This is a genomic window from Pseudomonas sp. FP818, from assembly GCF_030687335.1.
Classification (GTDB): Bacteria; Pseudomonadota; Gammaproteobacteria; order Pseudomonadales; family Pseudomonadaceae; genus Aquipseudomonas; species Aquipseudomonas shahriarae.
On the sequence record NZ_CP117427.1, the window covers coordinates 2650078 to 2667725 of the forward strand.

A 17648-nucleotide genomic window follows, 5' to 3' on the forward strand; every position below is an offset into this window, starting at 1 on the left:
ATCGCTCCTTTTCATTGGTACTCGATGACAAGGGTGGCGGCGGCATCAAACACCCCTCCTGTCAGACTGCTGCCCGCGCGTTTGACAGGCACGGCCTGCACGATCGGAAAGTTTGGATAGGTAAACCTCACAGCCGTATTCAGCGGCCAGTCGGCGTCATTCACGAACAGCTTTACCCCAAGATCGGCCTTGCGGGTGCCGAGCACGCGACTGTCAAACGCCGCTCCGGTGCCCTTGAGTTCCAGGGTCATCGCGTTGCTGAAGGGCGAGTCGCATGTCACGGTGTAAGGCACGCTTCGACGATAATTGACCCCGTCAACCCGTGATGTCAGGAGGTTATTGCCAAACGGCACATCGAGCGTGCTCCCGCTGTTGATGACGCATGGCGGCGGGGCGATGATTTGTGCCCGGATGATCAGATTGGTATCGGCCGACACTGCTTGGCCTGCCGCCCACACCAGGGCGCCGGTAAGAATGGCCTGCGCGCCGATTGACTTAGCCATTGTTTTGCCCTTAGTCATAATTGAGCCTGAAATCCACTACGGCGCGAAATGCCCCGCTGGTCAGTGGTGCAGAGGTGCGCGTAGGCTGAACATTCCAGGTCCGGGTGCTGCTGCCCAATGCCAGAAACAGTGGTTCGCCCCTGGAGCCCAGCCGTACATCCCGCCCCACGTCATCGGTCAGGCGCAGGCCCATCCCGGTGATGCCTTGTACTTTGACCAGCCGCGGATCATCGTTATCGGCAGGGGCGACAAACGTCACCGACAGCACTGGTTGAAAGGCACTCCACGCCAGGTTCCCCGTACGTTCGCTACGGATGCTGCCGGCGGTGCGCTGGCAATCGGTAAAATGCAGCTGGAATGCCACAGTTGTTGCCTGGTCGCCCGGCCGCTGCAATTGGCTGGTGGACACGGCGCCCAGGTCAATCGTCTGGTGCAGTGACGTCATCTCCAGGCTGCAAGGGGTCTCATGCATGGCCCCGTTAATGTTCAGCAGCCCATTCATGCCCTCGATATCATCCTCGGCGTGTGCGCCCCCCACCAAGGCAAAGGCCAACAACAGGCCGCCCAAGACCTTCCCATTGTGCGATTTCATGATGTTCTCCCGCGGCAGGTGCTACTCATTTGGGCGGTGGGGTTTGTGAGCTGACCTTGCAGGTTTCACCACTGCAGGTGAAAGCCAGCAGTGGGCGACCACCGTAGTCGTTGACGTAGGAGAAGTAGGGTGTAGTACCGAGTGTGTCGGCCGATGGCCCCAGCGTCAGCGCGCCTTTGGGCGGTACCATCACCGGCTCGAAGCCCGGTACGGTTTTGCCGTCCCTGCTGCTGCGCGCATCCACCAGGGTCACGTAGTAAGGCGTTGGGTTATTCACCTGATAACTGGCGCCTATGCGGGTCAGGGTCAGCTTTTCCTGCCAGGGGGTGGATAGGTCTTGCTGGCTCGGCGCAATGGCTTGCGGCCGGTAGAACAGTTTGATTCGGGTCTGCAGGGCGATTTGCAGGGTATTGGATTTATCACTGCGCGGCGGGATCTCCCTCAAATTGAAGTAGTAGACCGTCTCGCGATCCTGCGGCAGCATTTTTGCCGCCGGCAATGCCTGGACTTTCACCTGGCTCTGTTTCCCCGGCTCCAAGCGCTGAACCGGGGGTAACACGATCAGGGGAGTGGTGATTTTCGTGCCCGCTTCATCCTCGATCCAGCCCTGGGCCAAATACGGCAATTGGGTGTTGTTATTGGTGATGTTCACGCTGGTGGCCTGTTTGCCACCATCGAAAATCACTCGGGTGCGGTCCAGGCCGACCGCGGCATTTACACTCGGGCTCAAGCCCAGTGCCAGCAGGGCGAAGGCCGGAAGAGGGAGGCGCGTCTTGAGCGTCATGAGGATGTGTTCTCCGTATCGGTAGGCTGCCCGCTCAGTACCGGCGGCACGGGCAAGGATTGATCAGTAGCGGTCTTGCGGCAGCTCAATTGCAGGGCATCGGTCAAGCCATCAGCAGGCAAAACGACAGGGAGCGTGAGGATGCACTGCTCGGCACCTCCCCAACTGACGGCCATCTGCCCGCCGGCCTGTATGCCGCTCAGATAGACATGGCCGTCGTCATTCACAATCCCGGTATCCTGCTGTTTCATGTTCTTGACCTGCGCGCCGAACGGCGGTGAGTTGCCATCCTCCAGGCGAAGAACCGCCATGGCTTTCTCGCCGGCAATCACGTCCAGTGAGCGGTAGCCGATAGCCCCTTCGGTCAGTGTCAGTTGCGTCACCGATTGAGTGGCTTCGACATTGTTCGGCAGGCTCTCCAGGTCGACGCTGGCCGCCGTACGCTGATAGCTGCTGATATCCGAGATAACCGCCTTGCCAAAGGCATTGCTGCGGCTTGGGCTGCCGTAACCCCGCACAGGCACATCAGGTACGCCGCCGGTGTCGACCATCAGGCGGGTTCCGCCCGTGCTGTTGGTCCGGTGCAGCGCAGCGCCGTGAGACGTAAGCGTGCCACCGCCGCGCGCAGACACGCCGAGGCTGCTGTTACCGGATTGTTGGCTGGCGCTGAGGTCGATATCGGCCTGATCGCCCATGTGGGTCAGATAGCCGCTGGCAGAGCTATCGCTTGCACGGAGTTGGTAGCTATTGCGCGCATCAAGGCGATCACTGAAGCGCGACGAAAAACTGTTATCGCCCGCGGCCCGGTAGGCATCCAGCGACAGCGTGCCGGTGCGCCCCAGCGGCAGGCTGACGGTCAGCGCCGCACCGTTATCCTTGTAGCTGTATTCCAGGGTGCGATAGATGTTCAGGGACAGGCTCATGTTTTTCACGGTGCCCACATTGAAATAACGTGACACGGACATGTTCCAGCGCTGCGTGTGTGGCCGGTCCCAATAGGTTTGTTTGTTGTAACTGGCGTAGACCGTGGCCCCAAGGTCGCGAAACTGCTTATTCACCGTGGCCGTATAAAGGGCCTTGCTCCCGCCGATAGGCTTCCAGTCATCAATGCGTTCACCGTCCTCGTTGTACCCCCCGCGCCCGCCGAGTTCGCCATTCAAACCGTAATGCCGAGCGTTGAGGTATTCACTCATGCTCAGGAAGCCCTTCTCGGAAAACCGGTAGCCGGCGAAGGTTATCTGGCTGTCGTACTGCTCAAAGTGCTTGGAGTATTGGAGGCGGTAGGATTTACCCGCGAGCCGCTCATTCCAGACGGTTGCCTGGGACTGGGTGACATCCAGCGACAGGGCCCCGAACGCGAGCAGGTCACGCCCAGCGCCGACGGACAGCGCATGGTAGTTGTTATCCGTGATCCCGCCGCCAAACAGCGACCAGCCGTTGCTGACCCCCCAGGAGAACTCGCCGGTCCCGAAAAAATCACCGTCACCGTTGTACTGGAGGTTGGACGGTCGTCCCGTTGCCAGCTTGTAGCGAACCTGGCCGGGGCGTGTCAGGTAGGGAACACCCGCCGTATCTAGCTGGAAGCTGTGGACCGAGCCGTCCTGTTCTTCCACCCGCACATCCAGCGAGCCGGACACGGCATCGTTAAGATCCTGAATGCGAAAGGGGCCTGCCGCGACCAGGGTTTCATACAGCACACGGCCTTGCTGGCTGACGACGACTTTTGCATTGGTTTTCGCCACTCCGACGACTTCCGGAGCGTAGCCACGCAAGTTGGGGGGCAGTTGGTTTTCATCCGAACTGAGTGCGGCGCCGGTAAAGCGGAAACTGTCGAACAGGTCCGAATACAGGTAGTTCTCTCCCACCACGAGGCGCGACTTCAGCGCAGGAATTGCGCGATAGGCGTAGTAGCGCGTCCAGTCCAGTTTCTGGTCCTTGGCTTCGCCCTCACGGCGTCTCTCGAAACGCCCCTGCCAGTCTGCCCTGAAGCGCCAGGCCCCGGCGTTCGCGCCGAGCGTTCCGTTCCCACTCAGGTTGTTGCGGTTGCCGCGATTGTTTTGATAGTTGGACTGCGCTGTGATGCTGTAGTCCGCCAACAGCCCCGGCACACCTTCATCCCAGCGCGAGGGCGGGTCCCAATTGATGTCGCTGTATTCGAGATAAGCCTGGGGGAGGTTGATTGTCAGCGTCGAGGTGGCCAGATCCCCACTCACTTCCATGCCTGGCAGCCCTTGGATATCCAGGCACTGCCCGTTATTCCACCAGGTGAGTTTTGCTGCGCCGGACGCCTTGAGGCCAAGCTGTTCGACGAGATCGGGGGACAAACAGGCCTGGCTGCCCTTGGGATCATTATCGGGGGGATAGAACACCACCGACTGCTCAGCAATAGGCTGGGCATTGACCTGCACCACCATTGAGTAGGTGCCGGGCAGAATAAACCCGCTGCGCGCAAATCGGGACAAGTCAATATTGGTGCGATCATTCAGATCGAGAACATCCGTATTGAACTCGATATCCCCGCTGGCCATTGCAGTTCCAGCCAGTGACATCAACCCGCTAAATAGGCCTGGACGCAGCGAATATTTGACCTTCGACGTATTCAACATGAAAAAACGACTCATCAATGTTCAAAAATATTCCAGCTTGAACCGCACGGCGGCACCGTGAGCGCCAGGCATCAGCGGCAGCCCGTTGCCGACCAGGCGAAGCGTGTAGTGCAGTGTCATGTCGCCTTCTGCCAACGGCAGCAACGGCATCGGCTCACCCGGAATGCTCTCCTGGCCGGCCGCATCCCAAATATGCAGGGCGACCCCCTGTGAACCACCAAAGGCAGCAAAGGAGCGACCGTCTCTATCGCGGGCACCGTCAAAGGTCACTTGCAGGTGCTGCCAATCCGGCAGGTTCACATCCGGGCGTGACGGGTCAGGGCGGGTCAAGGAGCAATTGACCAGGCGCAACTGGAAGGGGTGAGGTTCACCTATCGCACTGCGCAGCAGCCGGCCTATGGGCTCGGGTGGCATCTCGATGGTTTGATCGGCACTGACCAGTTCCAGCCCGCAAGCGGAGTCAATGACTTCTCCTCCCAGGGTGACTAACCCCTCACCTTGCGCCGCCGCATTCGCGAAAACGCAAGGGCTGATGAGCACCGTCAATGAAGAGGCAATGGCGAAACTCAGGAATGTTTTCACCTGTATCTCCCGTCAGAGTCCCCCGCCACCCGAAGTGGCGGGGGCCGTACTTACTGATAGGCCAGGGTGAAATTGGTCACCGCGCTGAAATCACCAGGCACGATCGTGCCGGTGGCGGCACCTTGTACATAGGCACCAAACTCCAGGGTGTTGTTACCGACGGCAATGGCTTGCGGGGTCGTTGCGACACCCAGCTCAATGGGCTGGCTGCCATGGGTCATCATGATGCCGATACCGCCCGCGCTACCCACTGTGCCCAACCCGCCCGGGACAACGCTTGAGGGCGCGCCCGTGAATGTAGTCGTCACCGTATTATCAGTCAGGCCTGCCAGGTCGCAGCCTTCAAGTTCAATCAGAACGCGCCGGGCTTCAGATTTCCCCCCTGTCTGCAATTGATGTTTGGCGATCGCGCCAAGATGAACGGTTTGATCTACGGAGTCAGGCTTAATGGAACAAGCACCCGAGTGGACCGACCCTTCGAACGTAACTGTCCCATCTGCCGCATGAGCGGCAGAGATCGCGCCAGCAAATAGTCCGATAGTTAGCAGTGCAGTTTTAAAATTATTTTTCATTTGCAGGTACCTACAGAGTAAGTGTTGTTGAGAAGTCCGGCCGCAACTGTGCGTAGGACCTATTAAAAAGCGGTTATGAAGTGTGCAGTTAAGTGTCCAGGTTTCAGTGCTTTGGATTTCTCCTCTTCTCTTGAGGTATCGAAAGCTTGCGATTGAGTTCGCCGCTTTATAGGCGCAGTCCAGGGTCGTGCGGCAAGCCGGAACGGTCCGGCCAGTCGGCTCTTTGCCTCAGCGGAGGCTCGCAGAAAACTCAGCCCGGGTGCGGTTGAGTTGGTGTTCAGCGAAGTGCTGGTTTTCCAACTATTTGTATTGCACTTCGGGAGAACATTCGAGGCGGGGCAATTATTAGGCTACTAGTTTTAGTAAGGAAGTCGTCCGGCTCCCTTGCTTGCGTAGTCTTTTAGTGGTGGGGCATATAGGAAAGTTATGGCCGTTTTTCAATAATCGAGAAATGACCGTAAGACTTGGACTACATTTGGTTTGGCGAGGGGGCGAGTTGCTATAAAAATAGGTTGGCAAGTGTTTGGAGGCAATAGTGTATGTTGAGGAGAGCGAACTAATTTTCCCTCTCCTGAGTGAGTGCGTCGGCTCTGCCAGGGCGCAGATACAGGCAATGCAATGGGATGGCTGTTGTCAAACAAAAAAGCCCCGATCATCGGGGCTTTTTATGTGCAATCGTAGGGGCTTATTTCCCCTTTGGTCTTTTGCTCGATGCGTGACCGGCTTCGTCCACAAACACTTCGGCTACTGCAATAGCCTGGCTCTCGGTGGCGAATGCCCCGGCGACGCTGTCTCCGTGAAAATTGATCAGGTGCCAGCCGTCTGCTCGCTTAGTGATCAGGTAGCCGTTTACGCCTTTGGGTTCTGACATCGATTAACAATCTCGTGGTCTGGTTCAAGCGGGCTATGATAACGCCAAACGCGCAGGGCAAGCGCAAGTTGTTGCAGGTCAGTGCTCTGCACCCAAAAGCGTGCTAAAACAACCGAAGGCCTTTTAAGTAGCGGGGCACGGTTGGTTTGAGCTTGCCGTTGGTAGGGCCAATTGCAGGATCGGTGGAACTAACGCCGACATTTTTTCTCTATGTTGACATCGCAACGCCAGCAGCGCCCATTGTAAGGTGGCTGCGGCCTGATTAGACTGCGCCGAATTTCGTACGCACAGCCCTTATTAAGGACTTTTATGATCAAGAAATGCTTGTTCCCAGCAGCCGGTTACGGTACTCGCTTCCTGCCAGCGACCAAGGCCATGCCTAAAGAAATGCTGCCGGTGGTAAACAAGCCACTGATCCAGTACGGCGTCGAAGAGGCACTGGATGCCGGCCTCAACGAAATCTCCATCGTCACCGGCCGTGGCAAGCGCGCACTGGAAGACCACTTCGATATCAGCTACGAGCTGGAAAACCAGATCAAGGGCACTGACAAGGAAAAATACCTGGTCGGTATCCGCAAGCTGCTCGACGAGTGCTCGTTCTCCTACACCCGTCAAACCCAGATGAAAGGCCTTGGCCACGCCATCCTTACCGGTCGCCCACTGATCGGTGACGAACCGTTTGCCGTGGTCCTGGCGGACGACCTGTGCGTCAACCTGGAAGGCGACGGCGTCTTGACCCAGATGGTCAAGCTCTACCAGAAGTACCGCTGCACCATCGTTGCGGTGCAGGAAGTCGACCCTGCGGAAACCAACAAGTACGGGGTGATCGCCGGTGATGACATCGGTGATGGCCTGATCCGCGTTCGCGACATGGTCGAGAAGCCGGCGCCGGAAGATGCCCCGTCGAACCTGGCAATCATTGGTCGCTACATTCTGACCCCGGATATCTTCAAGCTGATCGAAGAAACCGAGCCAGGCAAGGGCGGCGAAATCCAGATTACCGACGCTTTGCTGAAACAGGCCAAAGACGGTTGCGTGATTGCCTACAAGTTCAAGGGCCGTCGTTTTGACTGCGGTGGCGCTGAAGGCTACATCGAGGCGACCAACTTCTGCTACGAGCACTTCTACAAGACTGGCAAGGCTTACTGATTAAGCATCGCCTGTTGAGTCTCAAGAAAGCCACCTACGGGTGGCTTTCTGGTTTTTTGGGCGTAAGCGGGTATCCTGATGCCCTGCCGAGGAGAGTGAAATGGCCTACGATTTTGATCTTTATGTGATTGGCGCCGGTTCCGGTGGTGTACGGGCGGCGCGGTTCGCCGCAGGTTTTGGCGCGAAGGTGGCCGTGGCGGAAAGCCGCTACCTGGGCGGTACCTGTGTCAACGTTGGCTGCGTGCCGAAAAAACTGTTGGTGTATGGCGCGCACTTTGCCGAAGACTTCGAACAAGCCAGCGGCTTTGGCTGGTCCTTGGGCGAGGCGAACTTTGATTGGGCGACATTGATCGCCAACAAGGATCGCGAGATCAATCGCCTCAACGGTATTTACCGTAACTTGCTGGTGAACAGCGGGGTGACCCTGCACGAAGGCCATGCGCGTCTGACCGGCCCCCACGAGGTCGAGATCAACGGCGAGCGCTTCACGGCCAAGCACATCTTGATCGCCACGGGCGGCTGGCCGCAGATCCCCGAGATTCCGGGGCATGAGCATGCCATTGGTTCCAATGAGGCGTTCTTCCTGAAGCAACTGCCCAAGCGCGTACTGGTAGTGGGTGGTGGTTATATCGCGGTGGAATTTGCCGGGATTTTCCATGGTCTGGGCGCGCAGACGTCGTTGCTGTATCGCGGCGATCTGTTCCTGCGTGGCTTCGATGGCGCGGTGCGCAAGCACTTGCAGGAAGAGCTGACCAAGCGTGGCCTGGACCTGCAATTCAACGCTGATATCGCACGTATCGACAAGCAGGCCGATGGCAGCCTCAAGGCCACCCTGAAAGACGGTCGTGTATTGGAAGCCGATTGCGTGTTCTACGCCACGGGCCGGCGCCCGATGCTGGATAACCTGGGCCTGGAGCACACCGGGGTCAAGCTGGACAAGCGTGGCTTTGTCGAAGTTGACGATCTGTACCAGACCGCCGAGTCGTCGATCCTGGCCATTGGCGACGTGATTGGTCGCGTGCAACTGACGCCCGTGGCATTGGCTGAAGGCATGGCGGTGGCGCGGCGTCTATTCAAGCCTGAGCAGTACCGCCCGGTGGATTACGCGATGATCCCCACGGCAGTGTTCAGCTTGCCGAATATCGGTACCGTGGGCCTGAGCGAAGAGCAGGCGCGGGCCGATGGGCATAACGTGCAGGTTTTCGAAAGCCGCTTCCGGCCGATGAAACTGACCCTGACGGAGTGCCAGGAGCGCACGCTGATGAAGCTGGTGGTCGATGCCGATACCGACAAGGTGCTGGGTTGCCACATGGTCGGGCCGGATGCGGGTGAGATTGTCCAGGGCCTGGCGATCGCCCTCAAGGCGGGGGCGACCAAGCAGCATTTCGACGAGACCATCGGCGTGCACCCGACGGCGGCGGAAGAGTTTGTCACCATGCGCACGCCTGTCGCTGGCTGATCAGGTATTCCCTGTTGCCTCTGGCGCCGTTGCAACGACGGCGGCCAGGCGCAGCGCCTCAATGGTGGCCTGGGCCTTGAGCAGCTCCAGTTCCAGGGTTTTGCGGCTGTGCTGCTGCTCGGCCAGGGCCTCCTGCCGTGCTTGGTTGTCCAGCACGGCAACCCGCAGACGCTCCTGGAGCAGGGTGCGCTCGCTATCAATCAGGCTTACCTGTTCGCTCAGCTTGAGTTGCTGGGCCTGATCCTTGCGGTTTTGCTCTTGCAGAGTCGCCAACTCCTTCGCCGTGACCCGGTGCTCAATCAATAGCCGTTCATTGTCACGGTGCAACTGGGTGATTTCGTCCTGGCGCACCATGGCGCTCTGCTGGGCCTGACGCAGTTCGGCCTGCAGTTGCTGCAGTTGGCCTTCGTGGCGGCGTTGTTCCTGTTCGCGTTGGTCTTTGATCGCAGTGCGGTAGTGCTCAAGGGCGTCGCGGGCGTGCAGGTGTTTGTCTTCCAGCGAGCGAATCTGTTCGTCCTTGTCCGCGAGTCGTAGCTCGTAGTCGCTGCACGCCTGGCTGAGTCCGGCGTTACGGGTTTGCTCGGTTTGCAGGCTGGTGCTGGCGGTCTGCAGGGCTGCGCTTTCTTCCGCCAGGGCGGCGGCCTGAATATCAAATTGCTGCTGGAGCTGGTTGTGGGCTGCGGTCAGTGCCTCTGCCTGGGTGAGCAGGGCGGTTTTCTGCTGCTCGAACTGCGCCAGGGCCTGGTCGATGGGTTCCTGAGCCTTCTCTTTCAAGCGCTGGGCCAGGCGTGCGACCAGCTCGCCAAGCTCATCGTCGATGGGCGCCTCGGTAATGGCGAGGCGGGTTTCGCTCTCGTCCAGCTCCTTTAAATAGCGGTGGATGGTGGTTTTCGAGCCGGTATTGCCCATTTCGATGCGTACCGCATCAATGCTGGGGTTTTCGCCGCGGGCGAGGATTGCCAGGCGTGCCGTTTGAACTACTGCTTTATTGATGCCGCCGCGAGCCATGGGGTCTCCGTCGATTTAGTACTGTGGTATGTATTATGTATATACATACTGTATCACGAATAAAATTGCCTTTAAATTGATGATTTTACAGATGGGATATTGGCGTATTATCCCGTGTGATGACCCATTTGACGCAGATTCATCCCCTATGCCCGTACACCAACCCCTTGGCGATAGCGCTATGAGTGAACTTGATCGTTACCTGAACGCCGCCACCCGCGATAACACCCGACGCAGCTATCGCGCCGCCATCGAGCACTTTGAAGTGGGTTGGGGTGGCTTCCTGCCCGCCACCAGCGACAGCGTGGCCCGTTATCTGGTGGCTTACGCCGGGGTGTTGTCGGTCAATACCCTGAAATTGCGCTTGTCGGCGCTGGCGCAATGGCATTCCAGCCAGGGTTTCCCGGACCCGACCAAAGCGCCGGTGGTGCGCAAGGTGCTCAAGGGCATCCGCGCCGTGCACCCAGCCCAGGAAAAACAGGCCGAGCCCTTGCAGCTCCAGCACCTGGAGCAGGTGGTCAATTGGCTTGAGCGCGAAGCTGAGCAGGCGCGGACAGAGGGCGATCGGCCGCGCTGGCTGCGCGCCAAGCGCGACGCGGCCTTGATCCTGCTGGGCTTCTGGCGTGGTTTTCGCAGTGATGAGCTGTGTCGGCTGCAGAAGATCGAGCATGTGCAGGCGGTACCAGGCGCGGGCATCACCTTGTACTTGCCGCGCAGCAAGAGTGACCGCGAGAACCTCGGCCAGACCTATCAAACCCCGGCACTGCTGCGCTTGTGCCCGGTGCAGGCCTATACCGAATGGCTGAGTGCCTCGGCCCTGGTGCGCGGCCCGGTGTTTCGCGGGATCGATCGCTGGGGCAACCTGGGCGAGGAGGGGGTGGGGTGCACGCCAATAGCGTGATCCCGCTGCTGCGCCAGGCCCTCGGGCGCGCGGGCATTGCTGCCGAGCAGTACACCAGCCACTCCTTGCGCCGGGGCTTCGCCACCTGGGCCCATCGCAGCGGTTGGGATTTGAAGTCGTTGATGAGTTACGTCGGCTGGAAGGACATGAAGTCCGCCATGCGCTATGTTGAAGCGACGCCCTTTCTTGGCATGACTCAGGCCCGCGATCCGCTGCTTTAAGATTTCTTCTATTAATACAGCTGGTTGATAGCCAAAACCAATCAGCGGCATCAGGTTTGGCAATGAGCCATCGGCGATGAGACTGGGTAGGATTCACCCATCAACTTACTAACCCCTGACGGAGAGTCAACGATGCCTATCATCAACAGCCAAGTAAAACCGTTCAAAGCCACCGCTTACAAAAACGGCAACTTCGTAGACGTGTCGGACGCTGACCTGAAAGGCAAGTGGTCTGTCGTGTTCTTCTACCCAGCTGACTTCACCTTCGTCTGCCCAACCGAACTGGAAGACCTGGCTGACAACTACGCCGAATTCCAGAAGCTGGGCGTCGAGATCTACAGCGTGTCCACCGACACCCACTTTGCCCACGCTGCCTGGCACAACACTTCGCCAGCCATCGGCAAAATCCAGTACACCATGATCGGCGACCCAACCCTGACCATCTCCCGCAACTTCGACGTGCTGATCGAAGAAGCTGGCCTGGCAGACCGTGGCACCTTCGTGATCAACCCTGAAGGCCAGATCAAGATCGTTGAACTGAACGACGGCGGTGTTGGCCGTGACGCTTCCGAGCTGCTGCGCAAAATCAAGGCCGCCCAGTACGTCGCTGCCCACCCAGGCGAAGTGTGCCCAGCCAAGTGGAAAGAAGGCGAGGCTACCCTGGCTCCGTCCCTGGACCTGGTCGGCAAGATCTAAGTCTGTGAAGTATCAAGGGCGGATTGCCGCACCTTAAGTAAGCCGCACCGCCCTCAAAAACGCCCGGGCGAGATTCGCTCGGGCGTTTTTTTTACCGAATTGATTTGAAATAGGAAATCGCCCGTATGTTGGACGCCAATCTTAAAGCTCAGTTGAAGTCATACCTGGAGCGGGTCACCCAGCCGATCGAGATCGTTGCCTCCCTCGACGACGGTGCGAAATCCCAGGAAATGCTTGCTCTTTTGCAGGACGTAACCAGCCTCACCACGCTGATTACCCTGAAAACCGATGGCAATGATGGGCGCAAGCCGTCGTTCTCCATCAACCGCCCGGGTGCCGATATCAGCCTGCGTTTTGCCGGCATCCCCATGGGCCATGAATTCACTTCGTTGGTGCTGGCCCTGCTGCAAGTCGGTGGCCACCCGTCGAAGGCCAGTGTCGAAGTGATTGAACAGATTCGCAGCCTTAAAGGTGAGTTCAACTTCGAGACTTACTTCTCGCTGTCCTGCCAGAACTGCCCGGACGTGGTCCAGGCGCTGAACCTGATGGCCGTGCTCAACCCCAACATCCGCCACGTGGCCATTGATGGCGCACTGTTTCAGGCGGAAGTCGACGAGCGCCAGGTCATGGCGGTGCCCAGCGTCTACCTCAACGGTGTGAACTTCGGCCAGGGCCGCATGGGGCTGGAAGAAATCCTCGCCAAGCTCGACACCAGCGGTATCGAAAAGGCCGCCGAGAAAATCAGCGCCAAGGACGCGTTCGATGTGCTGGTCGTCGGTGGTGGTCCGGCCGGTTCTGCCGCCGCGATCTACGCCGCGCGTAAAGGTATTCGTACCGGTGTGGCCGCCGAACGTTTTGGTGGGCAAGTACTGGACACCATGTCCATCGAGAACTTTATCTCGGTGCAGGAAACCGAAGGCCCGAAACTCGCCAGCGCCCTGGAAGCCCACGTGCGTCAGTACGACGTGGACATCATGAACCTGCAGCGCGCCAGCAGCCTGATCCCGGCGAAAAATCCCGGTGAGGTGCATGAAATTCGCTTTGAAAGCGGTGCGACCCTCAAGTCCAAGACCGTGATCCTGGCCACCGGTGCCCGCTGGCGCGAAATGGGGGTGCCGGGCGAGCAGGAATACAAGGCCAAAGGTGTGTGCTTCTGCCCGCACTGCGATGGTCCGCTGTTCAAGGGCAAGCGCGTGGCGGTGATCGGTGGCGGTAACTCCGGCGTTGAAGCAGCCATCGACCTGGCCGGTATTGTCAGCCACGTGACCTTGCTGGAGTTCGACAGCAAGTTGCGCGCCGACGCCGTATTGCAGCGCAAGCTCTACAGCCTGCCGAACGTTGACGTGATCACCAGTGCGCTGACCAGTGAAGTCAAAGGTGATGGCCAGAAGGTTACTGGCCTGGCGTACAAAGACCGTGATACCGGCGAGTTCAAGACCGTCGACCTGGAAGGTATCTTTGTACAGATCGGCCTGTTGCCTAACACCGATTGGCTCAAGGGCACCGTGGAGCTGTCGCCCCGTGGCGAGATCATTGTCGATGCCCGTGGCGAGACCTCACTGCCCGGCGTGTTTGCCGCCGGTGACGTCACCACCGTGCCGTACAAGCAGATCGTGATTGCGGTGGGCGAGGGCGCCAAGGCTTCCCTGAGTGCTTTTGATTACCTGATCCGAGCGTAAGGCCCGATACTAAAAAACCCATGAGTGATCATGGGTTTTTTGTGGGTGTTGCTTTTGTGGGAGCTGGTCTGCGAGACAGGCGACTCGACGTGACCGTTACACCACGGTGATACGCTCCTACAGGGGCAACAAACCGGTTTACAGCGGCGCTGGCTGAATGATCTCAACCCAGTACGCATCCGGATCCTTGATAAACGCCAGGCTTTTCATCCGCCCATCGGTCAGGCGCTTCTGGAAATCACAGCCCAAGGCTTCAAAGCGCTCGCAGGCCGCGACGATATCCGGCACCGAAATGCAGATATGGCCAAACCCGCGCGGGTCGGTGTTGCCATTGTGGTAGGCGAAGTCGGCATCGTTTTCGGTGCCGTGGTTGTGGGTCAGTTCCAGGATGCCCGGGATCGACTTCATCCACTGGGTGCGCGCGGCGGCATCGGCCGGAATCTGCGCCTTGTCGACCAGGGCGAGGAAGTACAGGCTGAACTCGGCTTCCGGGAAGTCGCGTTTTTCAACCAGGGAAAAACCCAGGACGCGGGTATAGAAGTCCAGGGACTTAGTGATGTCCTTGACCCGCAGCATGGTGTGGTTGAACACGAAGTTCGAAGTGGCGGTGTCGGGTTGGGCGGTGACGCCCGGGAAGGTGTTCAATTCGTGCAGGCTCATGGGCCCTCCAGAAAAAATGGGGCAGACGCAGCTCGTGATTTGAGCGGTCCCTTGGCGTGCGGCAGATCCGTGTAGCCGGATCATGATACGCAAGCTGCACCGGCCGCGCCAAATGAAAAACGCACCCGGGCCTTGCGGCCATCCCCTCGGCGGGCTCAAACTTTGCGGCTTGAACTTCGAGTGTTTTTTGCAATGAGCCGATTGAACAAACCATTGTTGGCCGCCTTGTGCCTTGTCTTGGGCAGCACCGTTGCACTGGCGGCAGACCCCGAGATTCATTGGCCCAGCGGCTGGCAGGTGGAGGAGGTGGTGGCGGATGCCGATGCGCCGGCCACGCCGTCCCCGGTGTCGCGCCAGCGCGCGATCAAGAACGATGAGAACGGCGAGACGCTGATGGTCATGGAGTTGACGGGTACGCCGATCGAGCCTGGGCATGTGGTCAATCTGCAAGGGGTGTTGCTGGATATGCGCAAGTCCATCCAGAAGGACTTTGCCCGCAGTGGTTATCAAAGTGTCTGCAACAAGATTCACTCAAGCACCTTAAGTCATCTTGAGGCGCTGGAAACTACCTGCGTGATTACCGAGAACGGTCGGCATGTGCTCTCGCAAACACTGGTGGGTGCTGTCGATACGAATAAGGCCTATGTTTTTTCATATGCCGGGCAAGCCGCTGCCTATGAGTCGAGCAAGGAAGAAGTCAGCTCGGTACGTGCAAGCCTGAAACTTTGATCGGCGATGGCTAGATGCCTGACATGGCACATTGACAGAAAAACCCATAACTACAGGACTGCGGTGTACAGCGGCTGTTCGGCGATTGTGTTCGAAGTGGAGTGTATTTCAAAGTTCACTTTCGCACGCGGCAGCGTTTGAAATCGAGGCGCAAAAACAAAAAGCCCCGCATCAGCGGGGCTTTTTATTAGTGCGCCTGTATTAGCCGCGCAGCCAGGAATCTACAGTGGCAGCGCCATACTGTTCTTTCCAGGCCTTCAAGCCGCGGTGGTTGCCGCCCTTGGTTTCAATCAGTTCACCCGTGTGCGGGTTGTGATACACCTTGACCACGCGTGCGCGGCGAGTTTTGGGGGCGGCTGCCACTTGGATCCCCGACTTGCCTGGGTTTGGATCAAGGATGGAGATGATGTCGCGCAGGCTCTTGCCGTAGGTTTTCATCAGCCCTTGAAGCTTTTCTTCAAATTCGATTTCTTTCTTCAGGCCAGCGTCGTTCTTCAGGGATTCCAGCTGGGCGAGCTGTTCTTGAAGGGCTTTTTCTGCGGCACGAAATTCGGCGAGTCTGGACAAAATATTTACTCCAATAGTGTATTTGGCTGATACCCACTGCAAACAAAGCTATAAGCCAAGAGCCTCAGCATGACTCGGTAAAAGTGGTTCTCCTGCCGATTCGGCGCAGGCAGGAAAAATTGTAGTAGTTAATGCGCCACGAGTAAATCACGTCTTTTGTATAAATAACAATTTTTCATCTGATGCTAGATGGATATTCAATCGCGCCGCAAAGATTTAATGAATGCGTCAAAAGGCTCCGGGCGACCAAACAGGTAGCCCTGCAAGAAGTCCACACCTTGCGCGGCCAGATAGTCACATTGCTCTTGGGTTTCCACGCCTTCGGCGACGATGCCCAAATCAAGCTTGCCGGATAACTCAATGATGCTGTCGAGTATATGCCGCGATAACGCATCGGCTCCGATCATGGCCACAAAGCTTTGATCAATCTTCAAGTAGTCAACATTGAAGTTACGCAAATAACCCAGGCTGGAGTGGCCGGTGCCGAAGTCATCAATGGCGATCATCACGCCCAGTTCGTGCAGGGCCTGGAACAGCTGGCGGGTGACCTCGGTGGGTTCGATCAGTTCGCGCTCGGTCAACTCCAGCGTCAACAGTACCTGGCCCGGCTTGAAGGCGGCGAGGAACTCCCGGCAGTCCTGCACCAACACCAGATCCTGGCAATGCCGGGCGGTGATATTGATCCCCACATGGAAATTGCTGCCCAGGCGATCGGCATGGGGCGCCAGTTGTGTGGCGACCTGGCGCATCAAGGCGCGGGTCATGGGCACGATCAGCCCGGAGTGCTCGGCCAGGGGGATAAACAGGTCGGGGCGCACCAGGCCTTCCTTGGGGTGCTGCCAGCGCATCAGGACTTCACAGCCGGCCCATTGAAGGTTATCGCCACGAACCACCGGTTGGTAATACGGCACGAACTCATTGGCGCCCAGCGCCCGCTGCAGTTCGTGGGTGGGGGCGGAGGAGCGTTTTTGCACCCAGTGCGCCAGCACGCCGGCCAGCACGCCGAAAAACACCAGCAGGCTGAACAGCGCCGGGTAGCGGGCTTCCATATACCGCCAGACTTCCCCTTCGGGCATGCCGGCTTCCACGCTGTACGCGTAGCGCTGGGAGGCGAGGTGCTGGTGGGCCACGGGAAACTCCGGCGGCGCACTGTTTTTGACTTTTCCGTCGCTGCCCAACCAATTGGGGCCGACCTGCAACACCAGGTCCGCGTAGCGGCTGATCAGGCGCAGGGCATTGGTCAGGTGGTAACCGTCAATCGAAGCAAACGCAGCCTTGTCGCCCTCCACCAGCCGGTACACCAACAGGGCGGTATCGGGGGTGACCGGGTTGCCATTCATCAGCCACAGGCGACCCTCGACGTAGTCGTCAGGATTGACCGCAGACACGTGGGTGTCACCAAACAGCGAGGTGCAATAAATGGATTTTTTCCACGACAAGGTGGTTGCGCGTACAAAGGGGCGCCGTGTGACTTGCTCGCGCAGCGCCAGTTGCACCGCGTTGTCACAGGCCTTGCCCGCCAGCGGCAGCAGTTCCTGGGCGGCACGGGCGGTGTTGTCGAGCATCAGGTCGAATTGGCGCACGGCCTCGGTCGCCGTCTGCGACGTGCTGTGCTCCAGGGTGCGTTTGGCCTGGAGGTGCAGGATGGCCACTCCCAGCAGAATCGGCAGCAGGCCGCACAGGACCGTGATCAAGGAGCGGGCGGCGCGCTTGCGCGGACCTTTGAGGGTAAGTGGCATTTACGCAGCCTGTAGCAAAGTGAGGGAAGGGCCTGGTAGCGGCTACAGGCAGTACGTCTGAAGTAACAATGATAGTTGGTCTATGGCATTAGCAAAGCGTAGACCTAACGACTTGGTTAGTTGTGCGTGTTTTTTAATCTTGCCAAACTTTGCAACATATTTTGACGAGAAAAAATTGTTTGGTCTATTGCGTTGTTGCTTGGATCAGTGCCTGTCAGAAAAAACTTCAGTCTCGTGAAGAGGCTGCCATTCAAGAACCAACAGTTTTGCTGCATTGAGCTCGAACTCGGCGGGCGGGCTTGTGCCTGCGCGTCGTCTGACCGGGGCTCG

General features: G+C 58.5%; 18 protein-coding genes. 7 read left to right on the plus strand and 11 right to left on the minus strand.

Annotated elements, in window-relative coordinates; all coding sequences use genetic code 11:
* Positions 1-11: 11 nt before the first annotated feature.
* The 7 genes from PSH80_RS11900 to PSH80_RS11930 all read right to left on the minus strand — a co-directional run bounded on the left by PSH80_RS11900 (position 12) and on the right by PSH80_RS11930 (position 6510).
* Positions 12-503, minus strand: coding sequence for a fimbrial protein (locus PSH80_RS11900; protein ID WP_057444807.1), 492 nt, complete (start codon positions 501-503; stop codon positions 12-14).
* Positions 504-513: 10 nt separating this feature from the next.
* Positions 514-1095, minus strand: coding sequence for a fimbrial protein (locus PSH80_RS11905; RefSeq protein ID WP_169960845.1), 582 nt, complete (start codon positions 1093-1095; stop codon positions 514-516).
* 25 nt (positions 1096-1120) lie between these two features.
* Positions 1121-1879, minus strand: coding sequence for a fimbria/pilus periplasmic chaperone (locus PSH80_RS11910; protein WP_057959608.1), 759 nt, complete (start codon positions 1877-1879; stop codon positions 1121-1123).
* Positions 1876-4485: an outer membrane usher protein gene (locus tag PSH80_RS11915; RefSeq protein WP_305420574.1), complete on the minus strand. Its 2610-nt coding sequence runs from the start codon at positions 4483-4485 to the stop codon at positions 1876-1878. The genes PSH80_RS11910 and PSH80_RS11915 overlap by 4 nt, the downstream gene beginning before the upstream one ends.
* A gap of 21 nt (positions 4486-4506) precedes the next feature.
* Entirely contained in the window at positions 4507-5067 is a 561-nt protein-coding gene (locus PSH80_RS11920; protein ID WP_057440056.1) for a fimbrial protein, read from the minus strand.
* A 50-nt stretch (positions 5068-5117) separates the two neighbouring features.
* Positions 5118-5639, minus strand: a complete 522-nt coding sequence (locus tag PSH80_RS11925) for a fimbrial protein (RefSeq protein ID WP_169960843.1) — start codon at positions 5637-5639, stop codon at positions 5118-5120.
* A gap of 685 nt (positions 5640-6324) precedes the next feature.
* Positions 6325-6510 carry a hypothetical protein gene (locus tag PSH80_RS11930; RefSeq protein WP_029294643.1) on the minus strand — a complete coding sequence of 62 codons (186 nt, stop codon included), beginning with the start codon at positions 6508-6510 and terminating at the stop codon, positions 6325-6327.
* 309 nt (positions 6511-6819) lie between these two features.
* Between PSH80_RS11930 and galU the strand changes: the two genes are divergently transcribed.
* Both galU and gorA read left to right on the plus strand, forming a co-directional pair.
* Positions 6820-7659 (plus strand): UTP--glucose-1-phosphate uridylyltransferase GalU, encoded by an 840-nt coding sequence (galU, locus tag PSH80_RS11935; protein ID WP_057440057.1) that lies wholly within the window; start codon positions 6820-6822, stop codon positions 7657-7659.
* A gap of 100 nt (positions 7660-7759) precedes the next feature.
* On the plus strand, positions 7760-9118 hold the full coding sequence (gene gorA / locus PSH80_RS11940; RefSeq protein ID WP_057959612.1) for a glutathione-disulfide reductase: 1359 nt from the start codon (positions 7760-7762) through the stop codon (positions 9116-9118).
* Here gorA and PSH80_RS11945 read toward each other — a convergent pair whose 3' ends face one another.
* Positions 9119-10126: a DNA-binding protein gene (locus PSH80_RS11945; RefSeq protein WP_057959613.1), complete on the minus strand. Its 1008-nt coding sequence runs from the start codon at positions 10124-10126 to the stop codon at positions 9119-9121. It abuts the gene before it with no gap.
* A gap of 181 nt (positions 10127-10307) precedes the next feature.
* Between PSH80_RS11945 and PSH80_RS11950 the strand changes: the two genes are divergently transcribed.
* The 4 genes from PSH80_RS11950 (at position 10308) to ahpF (ending at position 13623) form a co-directional block, all read left to right on the plus strand.
* Positions 10308-11027 carry a hypothetical protein gene (locus PSH80_RS11950; RefSeq protein WP_305420321.1) on the plus strand — a complete coding sequence of 240 codons (720 nt, stop codon included), beginning with the start codon at positions 10308-10310 and terminating at the stop codon, positions 11025-11027.
* A complete protein-coding gene (locus PSH80_RS11955) occupies positions 11009-11248 on the plus strand; it encodes a tyrosine-type recombinase/integrase (protein ID WP_305420323.1) in 240 nt (79 codons plus the stop codon). Before PSH80_RS11950 ends, PSH80_RS11955 begins: the two co-directional genes overlap by 19 nt.
* A gap of 132 nt (positions 11249-11380) precedes the next feature.
* On the plus strand, positions 11381-11944 hold the full coding sequence (gene ahpC, locus PSH80_RS11960; protein ID WP_010210361.1) for an alkyl hydroperoxide reductase subunit C: 564 nt from the start codon (positions 11381-11383) through the stop codon (positions 11942-11944).
* A gap of 125 nt (positions 11945-12069) precedes the next feature.
* Entirely contained in the window at positions 12070-13623 is a 1554-nt protein-coding gene (gene ahpF / locus PSH80_RS11965; RefSeq protein WP_169990254.1) for an alkyl hydroperoxide reductase subunit F, read from the plus strand.
* Between the two features lie 138 nt (positions 13624-13761).
* On the opposite strand, the gene gloA is transcribed toward ahpF, so the two are convergent.
* Positions 13762-14283 (minus strand): lactoylglutathione lyase, encoded by a 522-nt coding sequence (gene gloA, locus PSH80_RS11970; protein WP_057440061.1) that lies wholly within the window; start codon positions 14281-14283, stop codon positions 13762-13764.
* A gap of 192 nt (positions 14284-14475) precedes the next feature.
* Between gloA and PSH80_RS11975 the strand changes: the two genes are divergently transcribed.
* Positions 14476-15012, plus strand: a complete 537-nt coding sequence (locus tag PSH80_RS11975) for a DUF4946 domain-containing protein (protein WP_305420325.1) — start codon at positions 14476-14478, stop codon at positions 15010-15012.
* 201 nt (positions 15013-15213) lie between these two features.
* On the opposite strand, the gene PSH80_RS11980 is transcribed toward PSH80_RS11975, so the two are convergent.
* Together PSH80_RS11980 and PSH80_RS11985 are read right to left on the minus strand one after the other, a co-directional pair.
* The gene (locus tag PSH80_RS11980) at positions 15214-15579 is read right to left on the minus strand and encodes a histone-like nucleoid-structuring protein, MvaT/MvaU family (protein ID WP_029294664.1); all 366 of its coding nucleotides are present in this window, start codon (positions 15577-15579) and stop codon (positions 15214-15216) included.
* Between the two features lie 197 nt (positions 15580-15776).
* Complete coding sequence (locus PSH80_RS11985; RefSeq protein WP_169990256.1) at positions 15777-17318, minus strand: EAL domain-containing protein; 1542 nt, start codon at positions 17316-17318, stop codon at positions 15777-15779.
* Between the last annotated feature and the right edge of the window lie 330 nt (positions 17319-17648).

Excerpts from the sequence above, each read along its gene's own strand:
- PSH80_RS11900 (WP_057444807.1), bottom strand. The coding sequence starts at position 503 with ATGGCTAAGTCAATCGGCGCGCAGGCCATTCTTACCGGCGCCCTGGTG.
- PSH80_RS11905 (WP_169960845.1), bottom strand. The coding sequence starts at position 1,095 with ATGAAATCGCACAATGGGAAGGTCTTGGGCGGCCTGTTGTTGGCCTTT.
- PSH80_RS11910 (WP_057959608.1), bottom strand. The coding sequence starts at position 1,879 with ATGACGCTCAAGACGCGCCTCCCTCTTCCGGCCTTCGCCCTGCTGGCA.
- PSH80_RS11915 (WP_305420574.1), bottom strand. The coding sequence starts at position 4,485 with ATGTTGAATACGTCGAAGGTCAAATATTCGCTGCGTCCAGGCCTATTT.
- PSH80_RS11925 (WP_169960843.1), bottom strand. The coding sequence starts at position 5,639 with ATGAAAAATAATTTTAAAACTGCACTGCTAACTATCGGACTATTTGCT.
- PSH80_RS11930 (WP_029294643.1), bottom strand. The coding sequence starts at position 6,510 with ATGTCAGAACCCAAAGGCGTAAACGGCTACCTGATCACTAAGCGAGCA.
- galU (WP_057440057.1), top strand. The coding sequence starts at position 6,820 with ATGATCAAGAAATGCTTGTTCCCAGCAGCCGGTTACGGTACTCGCTTC.
- gorA (WP_057959612.1), top strand. The coding sequence starts at position 7,760 with ATGGCCTACGATTTTGATCTTTATGTGATTGGCGCCGGTTCCGGTGGT.
- PSH80_RS11945 (WP_057959613.1), bottom strand. The coding sequence starts at position 10,126 with ATGGCTCGCGGCGGCATCAATAAAGCAGTAGTTCAAACGGCACGCCTG.
- PSH80_RS11950 (WP_305420321.1), top strand. The coding sequence starts at position 10,308 with ATGAGTGAACTTGATCGTTACCTGAACGCCGCCACCCGCGATAACACC.
- ahpC (WP_010210361.1), top strand. The coding sequence starts at position 11,381 with ATGCCTATCATCAACAGCCAAGTAAAACCGTTCAAAGCCACCGCTTAC.
- ahpF (WP_169990254.1), top strand. The coding sequence starts at position 12,070 with ATGTTGGACGCCAATCTTAAAGCTCAGTTGAAGTCATACCTGGAGCGG.
- gloA (WP_057440061.1), bottom strand. The coding sequence starts at position 14,283 with ATGAGCCTGCACGAATTGAACACCTTCCCGGGCGTCACCGCCCAACCC.
- PSH80_RS11975 (WP_305420325.1), top strand. The coding sequence starts at position 14,476 with ATGAGCCGATTGAACAAACCATTGTTGGCCGCCTTGTGCCTTGTCTTG.
- PSH80_RS11985 (WP_169990256.1), bottom strand. The coding sequence starts at position 17,318 with ATGCCACTTACCCTCAAAGGTCCGCGCAAGCGCGCCGCCCGCTCCTTG.